The organism is Pantoea sp. X-Soil-ISGK-421 (genome assembly GCF_059730785.1).
The window spans coordinates 3,579,145-3,599,576 of record NZ_AP035979.1 but is presented as its reverse complement, the minus strand read 5'-3'; the positions used below and the strand labels follow the sequence as shown (position 1 = coordinate 3,599,576).

Annotated in this window: 25 protein-coding genes; 16 read left to right on the top strand and 9 right to left on the bottom strand. The window is 55.4% G+C overall.

All coding sequences use genetic code 11. The features are described from left to right. Position 1 precedes the first annotated feature (1 nt). On the top strand, positions 2-349 hold the full coding sequence (locus AC6I8K_RS16565) for a gamma-glutamylcyclotransferase family protein (RefSeq protein ID WP_064738396.1): 348 nt from the start codon (positions 2-4) through the stop codon (positions 347-349). 56 nt (positions 350-405) lie between these two features. Here the strand turns inward: AC6I8K_RS16565 and ppa are convergent, their stop codons facing one another. From ppa to AC6I8K_RS16550, 3 genes are all read right to left on the bottom strand, one after another. Next, positions 406-936 (bottom strand): inorganic diphosphatase, encoded by a 531-nt coding sequence (gene ppa, locus AC6I8K_RS16560; RefSeq protein WP_007892166.1) that lies wholly within the window; start codon positions 934-936, stop codon positions 406-408. Between the two features lie 100 nt (positions 937-1,036). Continuing rightward, on the bottom strand, positions 1,037-1,486 hold the full coding sequence (locus AC6I8K_RS16555) for a DUF441 domain-containing protein (protein ID WP_064738397.1): 450 nt from the start codon (positions 1,484-1,486) through the stop codon (positions 1,037-1,039). A gap of 70 nt (positions 1,487-1,556) precedes the next feature. Continuing rightward, entirely contained in the window at positions 1,557-1,973 is a 417-nt protein-coding gene (locus AC6I8K_RS16550; protein WP_064738398.1) for a lysozyme inhibitor LprI family protein, read from the bottom strand. A 168-nt stretch (positions 1,974-2,141) separates the two neighbouring features. On the opposite strand from AC6I8K_RS16550, the gene AC6I8K_RS16545 reads away from it, so the two are divergent. Beyond that, positions 2,142-3,704, top strand: a complete 1,563-nt coding sequence (locus AC6I8K_RS16545) for a methyl-accepting chemotaxis protein (RefSeq protein WP_497827097.1) — start codon at positions 2,142-2,144, stop codon at positions 3,702-3,704. A gap of 103 nt (positions 3,705-3,807) precedes the next feature. Here the strand turns inward: AC6I8K_RS16545 and AC6I8K_RS16540 are convergent, their stop codons facing one another. Continuing rightward, on the bottom strand, positions 3,808-4,080 hold the full coding sequence (locus AC6I8K_RS16540; protein ID WP_483816296.1) for a helix-turn-helix domain-containing protein: 273 nt from the start codon (positions 4,078-4,080) through the stop codon (positions 3,808-3,810). Between the two features lie 91 nt (positions 4,081-4,171). Here AC6I8K_RS16540 and AC6I8K_RS16535 point away from each other — a divergent pair, with 91 nt between their 5' ends. Further along, positions 4,172-4,450 carry a helix-turn-helix domain-containing protein gene (locus AC6I8K_RS16535; protein WP_497827096.1) on the top strand — a complete coding sequence of 93 codons (279 nt, stop codon included), beginning with the start codon at positions 4,172-4,174 and terminating at the stop codon, positions 4,448-4,450. Between the two features lie 27 nt (positions 4,451-4,477). Here the strand turns inward: AC6I8K_RS16535 and fbp are convergent, their stop codons facing one another. Continuing rightward, a complete protein-coding gene (fbp, locus tag AC6I8K_RS16530) occupies positions 4,478-5,485 on the bottom strand; it encodes a class 1 fructose-bisphosphatase (RefSeq protein WP_064738401.1) in 1,008 nt (335 codons plus the stop codon). A 166-nt stretch (positions 5,486-5,651) separates the two neighbouring features. Between fbp and mpl the strand changes: the two genes are divergently transcribed. Next, a complete protein-coding gene (mpl, locus tag AC6I8K_RS16525; RefSeq protein WP_064738402.1) occupies positions 5,652-7,007 on the top strand; it encodes a UDP-N-acetylmuramate:L-alanyl-gamma-D-glutamyl-meso-diaminopimelate ligase in 1,356 nt (451 codons plus the stop codon). Between the two features lie 86 nt (positions 7,008-7,093). Here the strand turns inward: mpl and yjgA are convergent, their stop codons facing one another. Continuing rightward, on the bottom strand, positions 7,094-7,636 hold the full coding sequence (gene yjgA / locus AC6I8K_RS16520) for a ribosome biogenesis factor YjgA (RefSeq protein ID WP_064738403.1): 543 nt from the start codon (positions 7,634-7,636) through the stop codon (positions 7,094-7,096). Between the two features lie 115 nt (positions 7,637-7,751). Here yjgA and pmbA point away from each other — a divergent pair, with 115 nt between their 5' ends. The 11 genes from pmbA (at position 7,752) to AC6I8K_RS16465 (ending at position 17,336) form a co-directional block, all read left to right on the top strand. After that, entirely contained in the window at positions 7,752-9,092 is a 1,341-nt protein-coding gene (pmbA, locus tag AC6I8K_RS16515; RefSeq protein ID WP_497827095.1) for a metalloprotease PmbA, read from the top strand. A gap of 72 nt (positions 9,093-9,164) precedes the next feature. Next, positions 9,165-9,554, top strand: a complete 390-nt coding sequence (cybC, locus tag AC6I8K_RS16510; protein WP_483816294.1) for a cytochrome b562 — start codon at positions 9,165-9,167, stop codon at positions 9,552-9,554. Between the two features lie 253 nt (positions 9,555-9,807). Continuing rightward, the gene (locus AC6I8K_RS16505) at positions 9,808-10,146 is read left to right on the top strand and encodes a glycine dehydrogenase (RefSeq protein ID WP_064738406.1); all 339 of its coding nucleotides are present in this window, start codon (positions 9,808-9,810) and stop codon (positions 10,144-10,146) included. A 17-nt stretch (positions 10,147-10,163) separates the two neighbouring features. Continuing rightward, positions 10,164-10,520, top strand: a complete 357-nt coding sequence (locus AC6I8K_RS16500) for an SFCGS family glycine-rich protein (RefSeq protein WP_008103553.1) — start codon at positions 10,164-10,166, stop codon at positions 10,518-10,520. 2 nt (positions 10,521-10,522) lie between these two features. Continuing rightward, entirely contained in the window at positions 10,523-10,822 is a 300-nt protein-coding gene (locus AC6I8K_RS16495; protein WP_483816292.1) for a DUF4312 family protein, read from the top strand. A gap of 53 nt (positions 10,823-10,875) precedes the next feature. Next, the gene (locus AC6I8K_RS16490; protein WP_007892190.1) at positions 10,876-11,652 is read left to right on the top strand and encodes a DUF4311 domain-containing protein; all 777 of its coding nucleotides are present in this window, start codon (positions 10,876-10,878) and stop codon (positions 11,650-11,652) included. 12 nt (positions 11,653-11,664) lie between these two features. Then, positions 11,665-12,312, top strand: coding sequence for a DUF4310 family protein (locus tag AC6I8K_RS16485; RefSeq protein ID WP_064738408.1), 648 nt, complete (start codon positions 11,665-11,667; stop codon positions 12,310-12,312). 116 nt (positions 12,313-12,428) lie between these two features. Then, positions 12,429-13,562, top strand: coding sequence for an amidohydrolase/deacetylase family metallohydrolase (locus tag AC6I8K_RS16480; RefSeq protein ID WP_497827094.1), 1,134 nt, complete (start codon positions 12,429-12,431; stop codon positions 13,560-13,562). Continuing rightward, entirely contained in the window at positions 13,546-14,667 is a 1,122-nt protein-coding gene (locus AC6I8K_RS16475; RefSeq protein ID WP_497827093.1) for a DgaE family pyridoxal phosphate-dependent ammonia lyase, read from the top strand. Before AC6I8K_RS16480 ends, AC6I8K_RS16475 begins: the two co-directional genes overlap by 17 nt. After that, entirely contained in the window at positions 14,664-15,401 is a 738-nt protein-coding gene (gene dagF, locus AC6I8K_RS16470; RefSeq protein WP_497827092.1) for a 2-dehydro-3-deoxy-phosphogluconate aldolase, read from the top strand. Before AC6I8K_RS16475 ends, dagF begins: the two co-directional genes overlap by 4 nt. 24 nt (positions 15,402-15,425) lie before the next feature. After that, positions 15,426-17,336 carry a BglG family transcription antiterminator gene (locus tag AC6I8K_RS16465; protein WP_064738412.1) on the top strand — a complete coding sequence of 637 codons (1,911 nt, stop codon included), beginning with the start codon at positions 15,426-15,428 and terminating at the stop codon, positions 17,334-17,336. A 93-nt stretch (positions 17,337-17,429) separates the two neighbouring features. Here AC6I8K_RS16465 and AC6I8K_RS16460 read toward each other — a convergent pair whose 3' ends face one another. Next, a complete protein-coding gene (locus AC6I8K_RS16460; RefSeq protein WP_064738413.1) occupies positions 17,430-18,329 on the bottom strand; it encodes a LysR family transcriptional regulator in 900 nt (299 codons plus the stop codon). A 129-nt stretch (positions 18,330-18,458) separates the two neighbouring features. Here AC6I8K_RS16460 and AC6I8K_RS16455 point away from each other — a divergent pair, with 129 nt between their 5' ends. Beyond that, positions 18,459-19,160 (top strand): pirin family protein, encoded by a 702-nt coding sequence (locus tag AC6I8K_RS16455; protein ID WP_497827091.1) that lies wholly within the window; start codon positions 18,459-18,461, stop codon positions 19,158-19,160. A gap of 90 nt (positions 19,161-19,250) precedes the next feature. Here AC6I8K_RS16455 and dolP read toward each other — a convergent pair whose 3' ends face one another. Then, positions 19,251-19,823, bottom strand: coding sequence for a division/outer membrane stress-associated lipid-binding lipoprotein (gene dolP, locus AC6I8K_RS16450; protein ID WP_064738415.1), 573 nt, complete (start codon positions 19,821-19,823; stop codon positions 19,251-19,253). A gap of 14 nt (positions 19,824-19,837) precedes the next feature. Further along, a complete protein-coding gene (diaA, locus tag AC6I8K_RS16445; protein ID WP_007890352.1) occupies positions 19,838-20,425 on the bottom strand; it encodes a DnaA initiator-associating protein DiaA in 588 nt (195 codons plus the stop codon). Between the last annotated feature and the right edge of the window lie 7 nt (positions 20,426-20,432).

Sequence of the window (20,432 nt, the reverse complement as noted above, 5' to 3'; positions counted from 1 at the left end):
AATGCGAATAATTGTCTACGGCAGTTTACGGCGCAAACAGGGAAACAGTCATTGGATGACGAATGCGCAGTGGCTCGGCGACCATCAGATTGTGGGGTTTGATCTCTACAATCTGGGTCACTATCCGGGCGTGGTGGAAGGAGAAGGTAGCGTCTATTGCGAGGTGTATCGCATTGACGCCAGCACGCTCGGCGAACTTGATGCCTTGCGCACCAAAAATGGCGAATACAAGCGCCAGCTTATTCAGACGCCTTACGGCAGTGCCTGGCTGTATGTCTATCAACGCTCCATTGCAGGTCGCACGCACATTGCGAGCGGCGACTGGCTAAGGCGCGATGGCGATAGCTAACAAATAAAAACACCGTCCATTGGACGGTGTTTTTTTATGGCTGGCAGAAAAGAAACTTATTTCTTCTGCGCGCGCTCGTAAGAGGCGATGATTTCAGCTTTAGCCGCTTCTGCGTTATCCCAGCCGTCAACCTTGACCCATTTGCCTTTTTCCAGATCTTTGTAGTGCTCGAAGAAGTGGGTGATCTGCGCTTTCAGCAGTTCTGGCAGGTCGTTCACATCTTTGATGTGATCGTACTCTTTGCTCAGCTTGGTGTGTGGAACCGCAACCAGTTTGGCATCTTCGCCAGACTCATCGGTCATTTTCAGCACGCCAACGGGACGGCAGCGGATAACGGAGCCCGGCACCAGCGGATACGGGGTTGGCACCAGTACGTCAACCGGGTCACCATCCAGAGACAGCGTGTGGTTGATATAACCGTAGTTGCACGGATAGAACATGGCGGTAGACATGAAACGGTCTACAAACAGGGCGCCAGACTCTTTGTCGACTTCATATTTGATCGGATCGGCATTCGCCGGGATCTCGATGACAACATAGATATCTTCTGGCAACTCTTTACCTGCAGGCACCTGGTTCAAACTCATCTGGCTTTCCTTCATTAGTCATATGTTGAGTGACGGCTATTATAGCCAACTGACTCTGAAAGTATGCCCCCTTTTTGGCGTTTCGGAATGCTCCAACCCGCTACTTCGCGGTGACAAACAGCGAGACGATACCCGCAGCAATCAGTGGTCCAACCGGTACACCGCGAAAGAAGGCTACACCAATCACCGTACCAATCAGCAGCCCACCAATTACCGACGGCTGCACGCTCATAAAGTTCACGCCGCGTCCGCCAAGCCAGGCAACAAAAATGCCCACCACAATCGCGATAATTGATTGCCAGTTAGCGAACGATTTCAGCAGCGAAGATGCCGGCAGCGTACCGCTGGCCAGCGGCGCCATTACCGCAACGGTCAAAATAATGATGCCGATTTGAATGCCCTGTTTTTCCACATAGGGAAAGAACTGCGACAGCGGGGTGAGCTTAATCGCCAGCAGGATTAGAATCGAAATGGTAACGGCGCTGTTATGAACGAAATAGCTGAGGACGGCGAGGCAAACAAGAATGATGGTGGAGGCATAAGCAGCCATGATTTCTCCCTGCAGATTGATGGGCGCGCTGGCTGTTACCAGCGCTAAGCGTATTAAACGCTTACATTAATCAACAATCGTCGGGGTTGGCGCAACTGCCTTTGTTAATTGATTGCAACATCAGGGCCTGATTACGCACCAGACTGACACCCTGCGCACCGACCGAGAGCGCGGCCATCGTGCCCTGGCTGCTCATGAAATAGCTGCGGCTGGCATCCAGCCAGTTATCGCGATACGTCAGCCATGCACGTTGGGCGTTGCGCAATTTGTCTTTAGGCTCGCCGGTTAATTTTTTCATCGCTTGCGTGTACTGCGCATTCATCTCTTTATCCCACGCCTTACTGGCTGTGCCATAGCATTGCGACATACCAAGGGTGGTGGATTCCTTATTCATACACTGGTCGAGCTGCTGATCGATAGGATTCTGCTGCTGTGCCGTGGCGAAACCACTTGCCAGTAAAAACGCCATTGGGAGCCATTTTTTCATTGTTTCATTCCTTAAATTTTGCGGGGGCAGAGTTCAGTAAAACTGAAGCGTATGTGATCGTCAGCAGATTGACCATCAATGCCGGATAAAGTTTCTGCGATCAACTGCCGATAATCTCTCCGTTTTAGGGCCAGCGGATTTTGCCTTTTCTTGCAAACGGGGATGATCATGATCAAACAGCTATCTATTCGTACTGCATTACTCACGCTCTTGGCTTTTATGACGCTGCTGCTACTGGCGGTGAGCGCGATGGGGATTTCTGCTATCAACGCAGGTAATCAATCGTTGGATGCGCTCAACCGCATTCAGGGGGTTGAGCTCAACAGCTTGTATCAAAGTCGTTCTGAATTGATGCGGGCTCGCGCCAACGCTGCGCTGGCGGTGCGTAAAATTGAAATTGGTTTACTGGATGACGGGGATGTGATCACCAAACAAACCCAGGCTGCGGTAGAGAGTTCGCATAAGTATTTGCAAGCCTTTGTGGATGCCGGAACGGTCACCGCGCACGGTAAAACGCTGGCTGATGCCGTTGTCGCGACCTATAACGCGTACGAGAAAGAGGGCATCACACCGATGATTGATGCTCTGAAAAAACAGTACACCGACGAATATTATCAGGTGCTGGAAGGCAAACAATCGGCGCTGGCGGCCAGTTATTCGAAAGCGGTCAATGATTTTAGCGTGTACGCCAATGATGTTTCCGCGACGCGCCTTGCGCAGGCAGCACATGATGAGCTGAAGCTGCAGATTCTGATTGGTGTTTCAGTGGCCCTGACCTTGCTGCTGATTGCGCTGGCGTGGCTGCTGCTGCGTCGTCTGTTGCTGCGTCCACTCGACGGCGCGATTGTGCATCTGGAGCAAATTGCCGCGGGCGATTTGTCACAGCCGCTGCCAGCGGCCGGGAAAAATGAGTTAGGCCGCCTCAATCAGGCGTTAGCGAATATGCAGCTGGCGCTGAGCAGTTCGGTAAGCCAGGTGCGCGAAGCCAGCTTGCAGATTGATGTGGGCAGTCGCGAGTTAGCCGCTGGCACGGTGCATCTTTCCCAGCGTACCGAAGAGTCAGCCGCCTCGCTGGAGCAAACCGCTGCCAGCATGGAGCAGCTCACCGCCACCGTGCGTCTCAATGCCAGCAATGCCAAAGAGGCCAATCAGCTCGCCAGCAATGTCTCTGACAGCGCCGACCGCGGTGCCGAAGTGGTGGGCTACGTGATGGAGAAGATGCAGGAGATCACCCAGAGCTCCAATCGTATCGGCGACATCCTCAGCGTAATTGATGGCATCGCCTTCCAGACCAACATCCTGGCGCTGAATGCCTCGGTCGAAGCGGCGCGTGCAGGTGAACAAGGTCGCGGCTTCGCCGTGGTCGCCAATGAAGTGCGCACGCTGGCGGGCCGTAGCGCTACCGCCGCCAAAGAGATTCGTGAGCTGATTGCGGAATCGCAAACGCGGGTGAAAGAGGGCAGCGACATGGCTACGCGTGCAGGCGAAACCATGGATGAAATCTCCAGCGAAGTAATGCGTGTCACCACGCTGATGAAAGAGATTTCCATCGCCTCGGAAGAGCAAAGTCGCGGTATTGAACAGGTGAATCAGGCGGTGACGCAGATGGATGAAGCCGCGCAGCAAAACGCTGCATTGGTTGAAGAAGCCAGTGCCGCAACGCAGTCGCTGGAAGCGCAGTCGCAGCAGTTGCAGGATTCGATGGCGCAATTTCGGGTTGCTGCGGCGTAATAAAGTAAATACGTGAGAAATAAAGTGGGTCGCTATAAATAGCGACCCAACAATCAAATAATCGCAAAGCGTATTTAAATGCAGTGAATCAATAGGCCGTTATTTAATTATTATTGTGCGTGCGAATTTTTTCCGCTAATGCATCATCTTCCGCGTAAAAATAGGCGGCAGGTATTCCTAATACATCCGCCAATCTCTGAGCGGTATCTAAATCAACCTGATGAATTCCATTCTCGTAACGATTAATTCGCGTACTGGCAACAAACTCATCAATTCCCGCGGCCATCCCCAATCCTTTCTGCGACAAGCCTTTAGCCAGACGCGCTTGTTTCAAGCGTCGTTGGAAGGTTAGCTGGAGAGAGGAGGTCGATTTCATGGCTACGAGAATCGTAGATTTACTGCTTGTCAGATACTACGAGTAACGTAGTATCGTAAATAGAACGGATAAGCGGACTAAGGAGAGTTGCGTGAATAATTCGAAACCAGACTGGCATCCTGCCGATATTATTGCTGCTCTGCGAAAGAAAGGAACGTCAATGGCGGCGGTATCGCGACAATCTGGATTATGCTCAACCACCCTCGCCAATGCATTAGTGCGGCCATGGCCAAAAGGGGAATTATTAATTGCCGAAGCGATTGGTATTTCGCCCGCCGAAATTTGGCCAAGTCGCTATTATGCGGAAGATGGCGCGCTCATTGATCGTCAGGCCAGGATCAGGAATATGAAAACAAAAAACCCGCTCTAAGGCGGGCTTGGCAATGCGGGATGTCACTTACGCTGAATGATTGTCCGGATACTCACGGATAAAGCGCTCAACGTCACCCACCATCGAGTCGTTGCCACAGAAGAACGGGCAGCGCTGATGCAGCGTTTCTGGCTGGATATCAAGGATGCGATTCGCGCCATCGCTGGCTTTACCGCCCGCTTGCTCTGCCAGGAAGGCCATCGGGTTGCATTCGTACAGCAGACGCAGCTTACCTTGCGGATGGCTTGCGGTGCTTGGATAAAGATAGATGCCGCCTTTCAGCAGGTTGCGGTGGAAATCCGCCACCAGTGAACCAATATAGCGCGAGGTGTACGGGCGCTTGGTGGCGATATCTTCTTCCTGACAGAACTTCAGGTATTTCTTCACGCCCTGTGGGAAGCGAATGTAGTTACCTTCGTTGATGGAGTAAGTGTAACCCTGCTCCGGGAAGGTCATGCGCTCGTGGCTCAGGCAGAAGACACCGAGCGACGGATCGTAGGTAAACGCATGCACGCCCACACCGGTGGTGTAAACCATCATGGTGGAAGAACCGTAAACCACATAACCGGCAGCAACCTGCTTGTTGCCTGGCTGCATGAAATCGGCTTCGGTGATTGGCGTACCCGGCTCGCTGATACGATGGTAGATAGAGAAAATGGTGCCGACGGAAACGTTAACGTCGATATTCGAAGAACCATCCAGTGGATCCATTAACACGACGTATTTGCCATTTTCTGAACCTTCGAAGATGACGAATTCATCTTCTTCTTCAGACGCGATACCGGCAACCACGCCGCGCGCTTTCAGGGCGGCTTTCAGCTTTTCATTTGCGAACAGATCAAGCTTCATCTGCTGCTCACCCTGCACGTTTTCCACGCCGCTGGCACCCAGAATATCCACCAGACCCGCTTTGTTGATATCGCGGTGGATAATTTTAGCGCCAAGCTTAATGGAAGAAATCAGCGCCGTCAGTTCACCTGTGGCGTGTGGAAAGTCGTGTTGCTTCTCGACGATGAATTCGCCTAACGTTTTCATAACACATTCCCTGCATCTACGATGGAGTGGCAGCAGCTGTAACAAGCTACCAACGTATGAGCGCAGTTTAGCCGATTGAACTTTAAAAACCATAGTCCTAATCCGTTTCTTCCCTCGCAACTCGGCGTTACACTGTGCGCCGAACTTTTGAGTAATGGATCTCTTTATGCGTATTCACATCCTCGGGATTTGTGGCACTTTCATGGGCGGACTGGCAATGCTGGCGCGCTCGCTGGGACACGACGTTACCGGTTCAGACGCCAATGTCTATCCGCCGATGAGCACGTTGCTGGAACAGCAAGGCATTGAATTAACGGAAGGTTATGATGCCAGTCAGCTCGATCCGCAACCCGATCTGGTGATCATTGGCAACGCGATGACGCGCGGCAATCCTTGTGTGGAAGCGGTACTGGAACGCAACATTCCTTACCTCTCCGGCCCGCAATGGCTGCACGATTTCGTGCTGCGCGATCGTTGGGTGCTGGCGGTGGCGGGAACCCACGGTAAAACCACTACAGCCGGCATGGCAGCGTGGATTCTCGAGGCTTGCGGCCTTGAACCGGGCTTTATCATCGGTGGTGTGCCAGGAAACTTCGAGGTTTCAGCAAAATTAGGAAAAAGTCCATTCTTCGTCATCGAGGCGGATGAGTACGACAGCGCGTTCTTCGACAAGCGTTCCAAGTTTGTGCATTACTGCCCGCGCACGCTGATTCTCAATAATCTCGAATTCGATCATGCGGATATTTTTGACGATCTGCGCGCTATCCAGAAGCAGTTCCATCACTTGATCCGCATCGTGCCGGGCCAGGGCAAGATCCTGCTGCCGGAGCACGACAACAACATCAAGCAAGTGATGGCGATGGGCTGCTGGAGCGAGCAGGAAACCGTGGGCGACAACGGTCACTGGCAGGCGAAAAAGCTCACGCCGGACTCCTCACACTGGGAAGTATGGCTCGACGGCGAGAAAGTCGGCGAAGTGAACTGGGCGCTGGTGGGTGAGCACAACATGCACAATGGCCTGATGGCGATTGCGGCGGCACGTCACGTTGGGGTGAAGCCGGTGGATGCCGGTGAAGCGTTGAGCAGTTTCATTAATGCCCGCCGTCGTCTTGAACTGCGCGGTGAAGTGAATGCCATCAAGGTGTATGACGATTTTGCTCATCATCCTACCGCGATTCTGGCCACGTTGGCGGCGCTGCGCAGCAAAGTGGGTGGCACGGCGCGCATTTTGGCGGTGCTTGAGCCGCGCTCAAATACCATGAAGATGGGCGTGAGCAAGAACGAGCTGGCGCCGTCGCTGGGACGCGCAGATGAAGTGTTCCTGTTCCAGCCCCATCACATTCCATGGCAGGTGTCCGACGTGGCCGAGGCGTGCATCCAGCCGGCGCAGTGGAGCGCGGATATCGATACGCTGGTAGAAATGGTGGCGAAGAAAGCTCAGCCAGGCGATTCGATTCTGGTGATGAGTAACGGCGGGTTTGGTGGGATTCACCAGAAACTGCTGGAGCGGTTAGGGCGGTAATTGTGCGGTGGCCATTAATGGCCACCCTACGATGTACCGTTCGAGGGTCGGCATTCGTGCCGACCTTTTTCATGTCCGCAGCAGACTTAAGCTTCTGCCAGCTCGCGCAGATACTGGAAAATCAGGCGGGCGGATTTAGGCGGCTTATTGGTGGCTTTCTCTTTCTGCGCATTACGGATCATGCTGCGCAGTTGCTGACGATCGGCGTGCGGATAGAGGTTAAACACTTCTGCTACCGCGTCATCACCTTGCTCGATCAAACGATCGCGCAATATCTCGAGCTTATGGAACAGCGCAACCTGCTGGTTGTGACGGTTCTTCAGCTTATCCAGCGCCTGGCGAATCGGATCTTCATCGCGGGAGCGCAGCATCTTACCGATCAGCTGTAACTGACGGCGACGGCCTTCTTTCTTGATGCGCTGCGCCAGTTCAATCGCGTCGCGCAGTTGTTCGTCGAGGGGGATTTTGTCGAGGGAGTTTTTCCCCAGGTCAACGAGCTCGGCACCAAGGCGTTTCAGCTCTTCGGCATCGCGTTTAATTTCGCTTTTGCTGACCCAGATAATCTCTTCATCTTCTTCGTCATTATTATCCGGCACATCGTCGAGCCAGTCTTCGGGCTGCTTGGTCATCTCTTGGCTCCCTAAAAAAAGAGGCTAATCCTACCAGTTTATCGGGCGACTGCGAAATTGTTCTCTGAGTCTGATAGACTCAATTCATTCATACTTAAGATTAGACGGCAGGTCGATGAACGTATCTACTCAGGTTGCAGAACAACGTAAAGTGTTGGAACAGGCTGTCGCGCAGGCGTTGGAATTGGCAAAAGCCAGCACCGATGGCGCTGAAGTGGCGGTCACCAAAACCACCGGCATCGGCGTCAGTACCCGTTATGGCGAAGTGGAAAACGTCGAATTCAACAGCGATGGTGCGCTCGGCATCACCGTCTACCATCAAAACCGTAAAGGCAGCGCCTCATCAACCGATCTCAGCCCGGATGCGATCAAACGCACCGTGCAGGCGGCGATCGACATTGCGCGCTACACCTCAGTGGATCCTTTTGGCGCACCAGCCGATCCCGATCTGCTGGCGTTTGACGCACCGGATCTCGATCTCTACCATCCGTGGGAGATCGATGCCGATCGCGCTATCGAGCTGGCTGCTCAGGCGGAACAAGCGTCGCTGCAGGCCGACAAGCGCATCACCAATACCGAAGGCGGCAGTTTCAACAGCCACGTGGGAATCAAAGTTTTTGGTAACAGCCACGGCATGTTGCAGAGCTACTGCTCCAGCCGCCATTCGCTCTCCAGCTGCGTGATTGCTGAGCAGGATGGCAACATGGAGCGTGATTACGCCTACACCATTGGCCGCTCCTTTGACGATTTGAAAAGCGCCGATTGGGTGGGTGCAGAGTGCGCGCGTCGCGTGCTGGCACGTCTGGCGCCACGCAAGCTCTCGACCATGAAAGCGCCGGTGATCTTCGCGCCGGAAGTGGCGACCGGTTTGTTTGGTCATCTGGTTGGCATGATCAGCGGCAGCAGCGTGTACCGCAAATCCACCTTCCTGCTCGATTCACTCGGTAAGCAGATTCTGCCGGAATGGCTCACCGTTGAAGAGCATCCGCACCTGCTGAAAGGATTGGCGTCCACGCCGTTCGACAGCGAAGGCGTGCGCACGCAATCGCGTGACATCATTAAAGATGGCGTGCTGCAAAACTGGCTGTTGACCAGCTACTCGGCGCGCAAGCTGGGCTTGCAAAGCACCGGCCACGCGGGCGGTATTCATAACTGGCGTATTGCCGGCCAGGGCCACAGCTTCGACGATATGCTGAAGCAGATGGGGACCGGTTTGGTGGTCACCGAGATGATGGGTTCCAGCATCAACGGTATGACCGGCGACTATTCACGTGGTGCATCCGGTTTCTGGGTGGAAAACGGTGAGATTCAATACCCTGTGAGCGAGATCACAATCGCCGGAAACCTTAAGGATATGTGGCTCAATATGGTAACCGTCGGTAACGACATTGAAACCCGCAGCAATATACAATGCGGTTCGGTGCTGCTGCCGGAGATGAAAATCGCCGGACAATAAGAGTCATCGCTTTCTGAAAGCAGCCCAAGAGGCTGCTTTTTTTTCGCCCGACAATAATAAAAGGAAATACCAATGCGTAATAAGCATTTGATCGCAATGTTGTCTTTGTCGCTGTTGTTCTCCTCGGCTAACGTGTTTGCGGCCGATCTGGAAAAAGATATGGATGCGCTCAAGGAGGGGCTGAGCGTGGTGAAAAAAACCTCTGACGCGCAGGAAATGCACACCGCGTTAGGCAAAATGCGCCAGGCGGCAACGGATGCTAAGCAATCTACGCCGGAAAAACTGGAAGGTCAGGCGGCCGATAGCGCGCAGATCAAGGATTACCATGCCGGTCTGGATTCGCTGATTGCGCAAATCGACGTGGTCGATAAGTTAGCGCAGGCCAACAAGCTGGATGAAGCCAAAACCGAAGCGAAGAAACTGGAAGAGATTCGCAACGCCAACCATAAGAAATTCCGCTGATAACCCGGCCAGCCCAACGGCTGGTCTTATCCCTTCTTGCCTTTTCACCGTTTGAATCCACATAAACCCATCATTTTTCGCATTTTGTGACCGATTTCGCACACTTCGTGCGTCCTGAGATCTGGCGCACACCCGCCCGTGGGATTTCCACTTTGAGGTGGAAAAGATGCGTCTCAACAGCCTGTAGCGGAAAGCGTAATTTCTTTTCAACGCGAATTATCTGTAATTGTCCGCTGTAAACAGGAGTAACAAGGTGAGGAGTGAAGCTGTCCCGCTGAAACCGAGCACGCCGGAAGCGATTCAGGCGCTGGCGGATAATGTGTTAAGCCAAATTGCCGCGATCTACACCGCACACCACATCGAAGCCAATGCCGTACAGCAGCAGATGCTGGCTTCGCATGTCCGTGCGATGGCAGCGCGCTCCCTGACGGGTGAAGCGCTGCCAGAGGTCGAGGCTGAACTGTTTGAAGATATCTCGCCGCAAACCATGGCGCTGGCGCAGCAGGTGGTGGATCTGTTTGGCAATCTGCCAAAAGAAGAAGCCTGGCTGTTATCGGTCCATATCGAAGTGGCGAAAGCGAACGAAGCATAAATTGCGAGGAATTGAACATGGTAACTGTAGTGATTGGCGATCGTCTGGGTAAAGGTCAGAAAGTAGCCGCGGGTATTGAGAAAGCGGGTGGTCGTGCGGTGGTGGTGCCGGGCGTGGCAGCCGACATGAAGTTGGGTGACGTGATGAAAGCGGAAAACGCTGACTTCGGCATCTCCTTCTGCGGCAGCGGCGGTGCGGGCGCTATTACCGCGCAGAACAAATATGGCTACAAAGCCAAACACGGCATGCGCTCAATTGACGAAGGGGTTACCGCCATCAATGAAGGTGCCACCGTGCTGGGCTTTGGCTTTATGGATAAAGAAGAGCTGGGTGAGCGTCTGGTGCAGGCCTGGACTAAAAAACACGGCAGCTAAGCATGAAACAGCAATATGAGACGCAGGTAACGGTGCAGGGCAAAGGCGACAGTAAAGCAAAAGCCTTTGCCGATGCGCTGAGCAAGGTGCAGCAGCAAGTGCTGCGCACCAGCCAAAAGATTCTGTTGCGCATTGAACCCATGGATGTGCGGGTGCTGCGCGCGCAGGAGAGCGTGCGAAAGGAGAAGTTTCTCTTCTTCTTCCTCGCGCGTGAGCGACGGAGTTACAGCGTTGAGCTGGACATTACCGTTAGCGTCACCGTGATCGACACCGAGAACATCACGTTCACGGCGACACCCTAATCATCCCAGCATCTAAATATGTAGGGTAAAAACGACAACAAAGGGTCAACATCATGTTTTTAATCATTTTGTTTAAGTCGTTAATCATTGGCGGATTGGTTGGCGTTGGGGTGGGAGCAGGCGCAGCGCGCATGTTCCACGCCCCGACCACGCAAGGTATGGGCGCGTTCCGTACCTTGGGTGAACTCAATTCCTGTGAAGGCGATCCGGCATCGCACTTCTCCTTTGGTCTCGGCTTCTTCTTTAACGCCTGGGCATCATCCGTTGCGGCAGGCTCCTTCACGCAGGACGTTGACCACCGCATCCTGCCGAACTGGGGCGCGGCAGCATTGATGGTGAAGAATCGTAACGTGGCCGAAACGCTGCATAACCCGAAACGCATGGCGATTGCCTGCGGCATCATCGGCATGATTGTGGTGGCCTTCCTTAACAGCACCGCATCAGCGGTGCCGGCGGCGCTGCAAGTCACCGCCGTCAAAGTGCTGGTGCCGGCGGCTAACCTGCTGGTGAACACCGTGATGCCGGTGATTTTCTGGCTGGCCGCGATTGATGCCGGTAAGAAATCAGGTTTCTGGGCCACCATCTTTGGCGGTCTGGCGCAGCTGATCATGGGCAACGCCGTACCGGGTTTGGTGCTGGGCATCCTGATCGGTAAAGGCGTGGAAGAGAGCGGCTGGAACAAAGTCACCAAGGTGATGATGTTTGCCATCGTATTGCTGTTTGCCCTGAGTGGCTTCTTCCGCGGTTTCGATATGAAACTGCTGCAATCCTTCCAACTGGGTATTCCGGGTTGGTTGGATATGATCCACAACAGCGTCAGCGGCAAATAAGGAGCCATCAGCATGAACGAGAACGAAAACAAAGGGTTCTGGTACGCCGACTGGTCTTTCCCGATTTTTGTTGGCCTGCTCTCCTCCGGCGTGTTTGCCGGTACCCACATGTATTACCTGTACGGCATTGGTGCGTTTAACGAAGTGGCGTTTGTCTCCATGCTGCGTTCCGGTATGGAAACCGGCGTGTATGGCGCGGTCGCGGCATTCGGTGCCAGCTTCCTTTTCGCACGCATTATCGAAGGTTCGCTGGTAGGGATTCTCGATATCGGCGGTGCGATCCAGACTGGCGTCGGCCTCGGCGTGCCCGCGCTGCTGCTCGGTGCGGGCATCGTGTTCCCGGTCGCCAACTTCGCCGCCTCGCTGGCCACCGGTTTGGTGGTGGGGTTAGCGATTGGTTATCTGATCATCCTGGCGCGTAAGTTCACCATCAACCAGAGCGACTCGACGTACGGTGCAGACGTGATGATGGGCGCGGGTAACGCATCAGGCCGCTTCCTTGGGCCGTTGATTATCCTGTCTGCCATGGCCGCGTCGATTCCCATTGGTCTCGGTTCGCTGGTCGGCGCGCTGCTGTTCTACCTGTGGAATAAGCCGATTACCGGTGGCGCGATTCTGGGCGCGATGGTGTTAGGTGCGATGTTCCCGATTTCGCTGTAATGCGGCTGATTGGACGGTCGCCATAAATGGCGACCCTACATGTTGGGTGCGCATTTTCAGTCATGTAGGGTGCGCATTCATGCGCACCTGGCAACAATCGCAGTATAGGAGTAAACATGTTTGATCAGATTCTGCGCCGCGCCCGTCTGTGCGATGAACAGCTGGTAGATATTGCGATCCAGCACGGCAAAATTGCCGCCGTCGGCGAGGTGAGCGGCGCGGCACAGCAGGAGCGCGATCTCGCGGGACGTTACTACGTCAGCGCTGGCTGGATTGATAGCCACGTGCACTGTTATCCCAAATCTCCGATTTATCACGACGAAGCCGACACCATTGGCATGGCGCAAGGCGTCACCACCGTGGTGGATGCAGGCAGCACCGGCGCAGATGATATCGACGACTTTTACCAGCTCACGCGTTCGGCCACCACCGAAGTACGTGCGCTGATTAACATCTCGCGCACCGGCATTGTGACGCAAAACGAGCTGGCCGATATGGCACAGATCGATGGCGAGGCGGTGGTACAGGCGGTGAAACGCCGCCCCGATTTTATCGTCGGCCTGAAAGCCCGTATGAGCAGCAGCGTGGTGGGCGAAAACGGCATTCAGCCGTTGGTGCGTGCCAAGGCCATTCAGCAGGCGGCGGGCAATTTGCCGCTGATGGTACACATCGGCAATAACCCGCCGGTGCTGGAAGAGATCGCCGATCTGCTGACCTCTGGCGACATCATTACCCACTGCTTCAACGGCAAACCAAACCGCATCTTATCGCCGCAGGGCGAGCTGAAAGCGGCAGTAAAAAATGCCATTGCGCGTGGCGTGAAGCTGGATATCGGTCACGGCGGCGCCAGCTTTAGCTTCGAGGTGGCGCGTCAGGCGATCGCGCAGGGCATTCTGCCCGACACCATCAGCTCCGATATTTACTGTCGTAACCGCATCAACGGCCCGGTACATAGCCTGGCGCACGTGATGTCGAAATTCTTCAGCATTGGCATGACGCTGCCGCAAATCATCGCGTGCGTCACCGTTAATGCCGCTGCTGGTCTGCGTCTGGCGGGCAAAGGGCGCTTAACCGCAGGTTATGACGCCGACCTGACCATTTTTACCGTCAAAGAGGAAGCCCGCCCGTTCGTCGATGCTGAAGGCGAGCGGGTGATGGGTGAACAACATGTGCTGCCGTTGGCCGTGGTTATCGCGGGTCACTGGCATCTGACTGATGAAGGGAAAGCGAATCATGTCTTCGATTTATGAAAAATATGACCTGAAGCAGGTCATCAATGCCTCGGGCCGCATGACCATTCTGGGCGTTTCCACGCCGTCTGCGGATGTGGTGGATACCGTCAGCTACGGTCTGAATCATTACTTCGAGATGAAAGATCTGGTCAACAAGACTGGCGCTTACATCGCCAAACTGCTGGACGTAGAAAACGCAGTGGTGGTGTCGTGCGCCTCGGCGGGCATTGCGCAGAGCGTGGCGGCGGTAATCGTTAAAGATAACGACTGGCTGCTGGAGAATCTGCACGCCGCGCCGCTCAGCGTGCCGCACGATATCGTGGTGCCAAAAGGGCACAACGTGAACTTCGGCGCGCCGGTTGGCAGCATGGTGGCACTGGGCGGCGGTCGCTTGATCGAAGCCGGTTACAGCAACGAATGTTCGCCAGAGCAGCTGGCGGCGGCGATCACGCCGACCACGGCGGCGCTGATGTATATCAAATCGCACCACTGCGTGCAGAAAAGCCATCTCAGCGTTGAGCAGGCGGCGGTTGTGGCGCGTAAACACGGCATTCCACTGATCGTTGATGCGGCAGCTGAAGAAGATTTGCAGTGTTACTACCAAATGGGCGCTGATTTAGTGATTTACAGCGGTGCCAAGGCAATTGAAGGGCCGACCAGCGGCTTGGTGATTGGTCGCACACAGTACGTTGAATGGGTGAAACGCCAGAGCAATGGCATTGGTCGCGCGATGAAAGTCGGCAAAGAGGGCATTCTCGGCCTGACGCAGGCGATTGAAAACTATCTGGTGCAGCCGAAAACCAGCGGTGCCGAGATGGTGGCCAACATGACGCCTTTCATCGACAACCTCAACACCCTGAACGGTGTCACCGCGCGCGTGGTGTGGGATGCGGCGGGACGCGATATCGCGCGTGCTGAAATCAAGTTCGATGAAGCGGTCACCGGCTGGCCGACCGGCGAGCTGGTGCAGGCATTGAAAACCGGCGACATCGCCATCTATTTCCGTGGCTACAAAGCCAACGAAGGCATCATCGAAGCCGATGTGCGCAGCGTCAGCGCCGATCAGCTGCACATCATCTTTAGCGCTATTCAGGCGTTGATCAGCGGAGGAACACGCGCATGAGTCTCAACCCGAATTTCTATCAGGGCCGCCTGTGCCTGAATGTGCTGGCCGGTTCGAAGCAGAATGCCAAAGAAATCTGGCAGGCGGCGGAAGGCCATGTGCTGGTGGGCGTGCTGTCAAAAAACTATGCCAGCAATGACGAAGCGATTGCCGATATGCGCGAGTATGCTGCGCTGATCGACAATGCGCTCTCAGTAGGTTTGGGCGCGGGCGATCCGAACCAGTCGGCGATGGTGAGTGAAATCTCGGCGGTGCTGCAACCGCAACATGTCAATCAGGTATTCACTGGCGTGGCGACCAGTCGTGCGCTGCTCGGCCAGAACCACACCGTGGTGAACGGTTTGATTTCGCCAACCGGTACGCCGGGCAGGGTGAAAATCTCTACCGGGCCGCGCAGTTCAAAGGGTGCCGACGCGATTGTGCCGATCGACAGCGCTATCGCCATGTTGCAGGACATGGGTGGCAGCTCGGTAAAGTACTTCCCGATGGGCGGGCTGAAGGCGGTGAATGAGTATCGTGCGGTGGCGGAAGCCTGTGCGCGTCACGACTTCTGGCTGGAGCCAACCGGCGGTATCGATCTCAACAACTTCGAAGAGATTGTGCGCATTGCGCTCGACGCCGGTGTCAGCAAAGTGATCCCGCACGTCTACAGTTCGATTATCGATAGCGCAACCGGCGACACGCGCATTGACGATGTGCGTCAGCTTCTGGCAACGTGCAAGAAACTGCTGTAACAAATGAGTAACAGGTGAGGCTCCGTGAGATTTCCCAATCAGCGTCTGACCCAGCTTTTCGCTGCGCTGCAAAATGAAACCCTGCCGCAGGATGAGCTGGCACGCCGCTTTTCCGTTTCGACGCGCACGGTGCGCACCGATATCACCGCGCTGAACGCGCTGCTGGAACAGCACGGCGCGCAGTTTGTGCTGGCGCGCGGCGCGGGATATCAACTCAAAATTGACGATGCGGCGCGCTTTGGTCGCTTACAGCAAGAGAGCGCCACGCCGCTGCGGGTGCCGCGCACGTCTCAGGAGCGCGTGCGTTATCTGCTGACGCGCTTTCTCACCGCCGCCTATTCCATCAAGCTGGAAGATCTGTCGGAAGAGTGGTTCGTTAGCCGCGCCACGCTGCAAAGCGATATGGCGATCGTTCGCGAATGGCTCGGCCGTTATCACCTTAATATCGAAACCAAACCGCATTACGGTATGAAGCTGTTTGGCAGCGAGGCGGCGATCCGCACCTGCTTAACTGACTTGCTGTGGCAGATCGACCAGGAAACGCCGGAGAGCCCGCTGCTGACGGTGGAAGCACTACACAGCGGCATGCTGGCGCAGCTCGAACCTTTGCTGCAACAGTGCTTTGCCCAGCACGCGATTCGCCTTAGCGATGAAGGCGATCGTTATTTACAAATCTATTGCGCGGTGGCGGTGCGGCGTATTAGCGAAGGTTTCCCGCTTAACGATCCCGGGGCAGAAGATGTGGGTGAGGAAGTGCGCGAAGCGGCACACGACCTGATTAACCTGATGCGTCCGCTGGTCGGCAAGCCGATTTCACAGGCGGAAGAGAACTGGCTGCGGGTCAACATTGCCGCGCGGCAGATTCAGGCGCTGGCACCCAGCACCATTAATGCCGATGATGCCGATGCGCTGGTCGATTACCTGCTGAATTACATCAACACCCATTACAACTATCGACTGCAGCACGATGAACAGCTGCGCGCCGACCTGCGCACCCATATCAAAACCATGATCACGCGGGTACGCTATCAGATCCATATCCCCAATCCGCTGCTGAGCAACATTAAGCAGCACTATCCAATGGCCTACGATGTGACGCTGGCGGCGGTAACCAGCTGGGGCAAATACACGCCTTACACCATCAGCGAAAACGAGATCGGTTTTCTGGTACTGCATATCGGCGTGGGGCTGGAGAGGCATTACGAAGTTGGCTATCAGCGCCATCCGCAGGTATTGCTGGTGTGCGACAGCGGCAACTCAACGCTGCGCATGATTGAGGCGCTGCTGCTGCGCAAATATCCACAGTTAGTGGTTACGGCGCGGCTGTCGCAGCGCGACTACGAGTTACGCGAGCATATTGATGAAGACTTCGTCGTTTCCACTGCGCGGCTGAGCGAGAAGAACAAGCCGATTGTGGTGATGTCGCCGTTCCCGACCGAATTCCAGCTGGAGCAGCTCGGTAAGCTGGTGCTGGTGGATCGCACGCGTCCTTACATGCTGGAGAAGTACTTCGACGCGCAGCACTTTATGGTGCTGGATAAGCCGATGGCGCAGTCGGATCTGTTCCGCCTGCTGTGCAATCAGCTGGAAAGCGAAGGTTTTGTCGATGCGGATTTCTATCCGTCGGTGGAGGAGCGCGAAGCGATCGTCAGCACCCTGCTCGGCGAAGGCATCGCGCTGCCGCATTCACTTGGTTTGCTGGCGCAGAAAACCGTGGTCTACACGGTGCTGGCGCCGCACGGCGTCAGCTGGGGTGAGGAGACAGCTTCAGTGATTTTCCTGCTGGCGATCAGCAAAAGCGAATATGAAGAGGCGATGGCGATTTATGATCTGTTCGTCACCTTCCTGCGCGAAAGGGCGACGACGCGGCTGCGCGATTGCGCGGATTTTGTCAGCTTTAAAGCGGTGGCGATCGATTGTTTGAGCCGGTTGTGAACGGTGCGGTTTGCAACGAGGTCACCATGAATGGCGACCCTACAAAACGCGCAATCCGTAGGGTCGCCATTCATGGCGACCTGCTCAATCAGATTAACCGCGCTTCGCCAGCAACCTCGGAATCTCACGCAAACACCAGGCTTTCGCTTCGCCCATGCTGTCGCGGCGCCACGCCATAATAATATCCACTTCGCGCGTATACTCTGCGCTCACCACGCGTAAACGCCCCTCGGCGATATCTTGCTCCACCATCGGATAGGGCATCGTCGCCACGCCCAAACCCGCCAGCAGTGCGCGACGTTTATCATCCATGCTGCTTACCGTCAGACGCTGCTGCTTATCCAGTAACTGCACCGTCAGCACCGGTCGCTCGCGCGCCGTATCCGCTACCGCAATGCCGCGGTATTTTACGCGCGTCACTTCTGACAGCGGCTCAGCTTCCTGATGAATCGGATGATCCGGGCTGGCAACGTAGACGCTCATAATGCTGTAAAGCTTGCGGGTGTTGATTTCGGTTGAGGCGCGAAAGTGCAGATCCGGGGCAATAACGATATCGGCGCGTCCCTGTTCCAGCCGCTCCCAGGCACCGGCTAACACTTCGGTGATCAGCGAAATCTGCGTATTGGCTTTTTCTGACAGCTTTTCTACCAGTGGAAACAGACGTTCGGTAGGAACCAGCGCTTCGGCCACGATGGTGAGATGCGTTTCCCAACCGCGCGCTAGCGCTTCAGCATCGGTGGTGAGTTTATCGGCGGCTTCGAGCAGTACGCGGCCACGTTCCAGCAGCATGCGACCCACATTGGTGAACTTGGTGCGGTGGCCGGAACGGTCAAACAGCACCACATCCAGCTCCTCTTCCAGCTTCTGCATGGTGTAACTCAGCGCGGAAGGGACGCGACCCAGTTCATCGGCCGCAGCGGCAAAGCTGCCACGGCGGTCAATAGCATCCATCACACGTAAAGCTTCAAGGGTTAACGCGCGGTCTTTTGCCATGCCGATTCTCTGTCAGTAAATTTGAACATGCCGGGCAGATTAACTGGCTTACAATCCGGCGTCCAGACTTTTACCATAATCCCATCAAGCCTGCGGTCGAATCTCACCGCAGCGTGTCGGAGGATTATCATGATGACAACCCGCTGCGCGTCCGCATGTGGCCAGGCCGATTTCGGTTGGTTGCAGGCGCGCTACAGCTTCTCATTTGGCCACTATTTCGATCCAAAATTAATGGGCTACGCGTCACTGCGCGTGCTTAACCAGGAAATTCTGGCGCCGGGCGCCGCATTCCAGCCGCGCAGTTATCCGCAGGTCGATGTGCTGAATCTGGTGCTGCAAGGTGAAGCCGAGTACCGCGACAGTGAAGGCAATCACCTGATTGCGCGTGAAGGCGAGGCGATGCTGCTCTCTGCGCGTCAGGGGGTGAATTACAGCGAAATCAACATCAGCAAAGATCGCCCGCTAACGCGTATGCAGCTGTGGCTGGCTGCCTGCCCGGAGCGTGAAAATCCGCTGTTGCAGAAGCTCGAACTGCCGCAGCAAACCAGCGTGTTGATCGCCTCACCCGATGGTGCGGAGGGCAGCCTGCAGTTGCGCCAGCAGGTTTGGGTGCATCAGGTGACGTTATCGCCAGGCGAGCAGTACACCGTAAAATTACACGGGCCGCGCGCTTATCTGCAATCGATTCATGGTTCGCTGGATGTGCAGGCGAGCAGCGCCAATCAGCAGCCGCTGAGCTGCGGCGACGGCGCGTTTCTTAGCGATGAGAACCAGATTAGCCTGCAGGCCAGAACGCCGCTGCGCGCGCTGGTGATTGATCTGCCTGCATAACATCTTTTGTCGCGGCGCAATCTATTGCGCATCAAACCGTGCAGCATAAAAAAGGGCGACCGAAGTCGCCCTGATAATGTGCAGTAACGTTTATTTGAGAATGGTGAAGGCCGTGGTCACGTGCTTTACACCGCTCACACGGCTGGCAACATCGGCCGCCGCTTTCGCTTCTTCTGCTGTGACCAGACCCAGCAAGAACACTTCACCGTTTTCGGTGGTCACTTTGACGTTCGAAGATTTCACCTGATCGCTGCCCAGCAGCTGCGAGCGGATTTTGGTGGTAATCCAGGTATCGGATGACGAGGTGCCGAGGCTGACTTTCTGTCCGCTACGGATTTCGTTATACACCTCGGTTGCACCGTCTACGCCCATGGCGATCTGTTTGGCGCGGCTCGCCAGATCTGGCGTTGGCGATTGACCGGTCAGCAGCACTTTGCCCTGATAGGCGGTGACAACAACGCGTGCCTGGTTTTTAATCTGCTCATCTTTTGCCAGTGCGTTAGAGACGCGTAGCTCCAGCGTACCGTCATCTACCTGCGTACCCACGGTGCGCGGGTCAGTGGCGGTTTTGGTGGCGACGGCAGCGCCGCCTGCAACCACGGCAACACAGCCTTGCAGCAGCAGGGCCGTGAAGAGAATGGCGACAGCGTTCAATGCTTTCATTTGAGCTCCTTCAGTCATTCCTGGTGTGGGAACAAAGTGTTATCAATCAAATCGCACAGGCAGTTCAGCGTCAGCATATGCATTTCCTGAATGCGCGCACTACGATGTGATGGAATGCGAATTTCCACATCATGCGGACCGAGCAGGCCCGCCAGTTCACCGCCATCGTGGCCGGTTAACGCAACGATGGTCATATCGCGGGTAACCGCAGCTTCAACCGCTTTGACGATATCGCGGGTGTTGCCACGGGTGGAAATGGCCAGCAGCACATCACCAGCCTGACCAAGCGCGCGAACCTGCTTGGCGTAAATTTCATCGTGCAGACGATCGTTGCCAATCGCCGTCAGCATCACATTATCGGCGCTCAGCGCCAGCGCAGGCAGGCTAGGGCGCTCCGTCTCGAAACGGTTAATCATGCTGGCGGCAAAATGCTGGGCATTGGCCGACGAAGCACCGTTCCCGCAGCTAAGGATTTTGTTACCGTTCAGCAGCGATTGCACCAGCGTCATCGCGGCGCGGGAAATCGCATCGGGCAGCGCTTCGGCTGCGGCGATTTGTGTCTGAATACTTTCGGTAAAACACGCTTTAATTCTGTCCTGCACAAGACCA

Coding starts and splice junctions, on each gene's coding strand:
- AC6I8K_RS16565 (WP_064738396.1), top strand. CDS start 2: ATGCGAATAATTGTCTACGGCAGTTTACGGCGCAAACAGGGAAACAGT.
- ppa (WP_007892166.1), bottom strand. CDS start 936: ATGAGTTTGAACCAGGTGCCTGCAGGTAAAGAGTTGCCAGAAGATATC.
- AC6I8K_RS16555 (WP_064738397.1), bottom strand. CDS start 1,486: ATGGCTGCTTATGCCTCCACCATCATTCTTGTTTGCCTCGCCGTCCTC.
- AC6I8K_RS16550 (WP_064738398.1), bottom strand. CDS start 1,973: ATGAAAAAATGGCTCCCAATGGCGTTTTTACTGGCAAGTGGTTTCGCC.
- AC6I8K_RS16545 (WP_497827097.1), top strand. CDS start 2,142: ATGATCAAACAGCTATCTATTCGTACTGCATTACTCACGCTCTTGGCT.
- AC6I8K_RS16540 (WP_483816296.1), bottom strand. CDS start 4,080: ATGAAATCGACCTCCTCTCTCCAGCTAACCTTCCAACGACGCTTGAAA.
- fbp (WP_064738401.1), bottom strand. CDS start 5,485: ATGAAAACGTTAGGCGAATTCATCGTCGAGAAGCAACACGACTTTCCA.
- mpl (WP_064738402.1), top strand. CDS start 5,652: ATGCGTATTCACATCCTCGGGATTTGTGGCACTTTCATGGGCGGACTG.
- yjgA (WP_064738403.1), bottom strand. CDS start 7,636: ATGACCAAGCAGCCCGAAGACTGGCTCGACGATGTGCCGGATAATAAT.
- pmbA (WP_497827095.1), top strand. CDS start 7,752: ATGAACGTATCTACTCAGGTTGCAGAACAACGTAAAGTGTTGGAACAG.
- cybC (WP_483816294.1), top strand. CDS start 9,165: ATGCGTAATAAGCATTTGATCGCAATGTTGTCTTTGTCGCTGTTGTTC.
- AC6I8K_RS16500 (WP_008103553.1), top strand. CDS start 10,164: ATGGTAACTGTAGTGATTGGCGATCGTCTGGGTAAAGGTCAGAAAGTA.
- AC6I8K_RS16495 (WP_483816292.1), top strand. CDS start 10,523: ATGAAACAGCAATATGAGACGCAGGTAACGGTGCAGGGCAAAGGCGAC.
- AC6I8K_RS16490 (WP_007892190.1), top strand. CDS start 10,876: ATGTTTTTAATCATTTTGTTTAAGTCGTTAATCATTGGCGGATTGGTT.
- AC6I8K_RS16485 (WP_064738408.1), top strand. CDS start 11,665: ATGAACGAGAACGAAAACAAAGGGTTCTGGTACGCCGACTGGTCTTTC.
- AC6I8K_RS16480 (WP_497827094.1), top strand. CDS start 12,429: ATGTTTGATCAGATTCTGCGCCGCGCCCGTCTGTGCGATGAACAGCTG.
- AC6I8K_RS16475 (WP_497827093.1), top strand. CDS start 13,546: ATGTCTTCGATTTATGAAAAATATGACCTGAAGCAGGTCATCAATGCC.
- dagF (WP_497827092.1), top strand. CDS start 14,664: ATGAGTCTCAACCCGAATTTCTATCAGGGCCGCCTGTGCCTGAATGTG.
- AC6I8K_RS16460 (WP_064738413.1), bottom strand. CDS start 18,329: ATGGCAAAAGACCGCGCGTTAACCCTTGAAGCTTTACGTGTGATGGAT.
- AC6I8K_RS16455 (WP_497827091.1), top strand. CDS start 18,459: ATGATGACAACCCGCTGCGCGTCCGCATGTGGCCAGGCCGATTTCGGT.
- dolP (WP_064738415.1), bottom strand. CDS start 19,823: ATGAAAGCATTGAACGCTGTCGCCATTCTCTTCACGGCCCTGCTGCTG.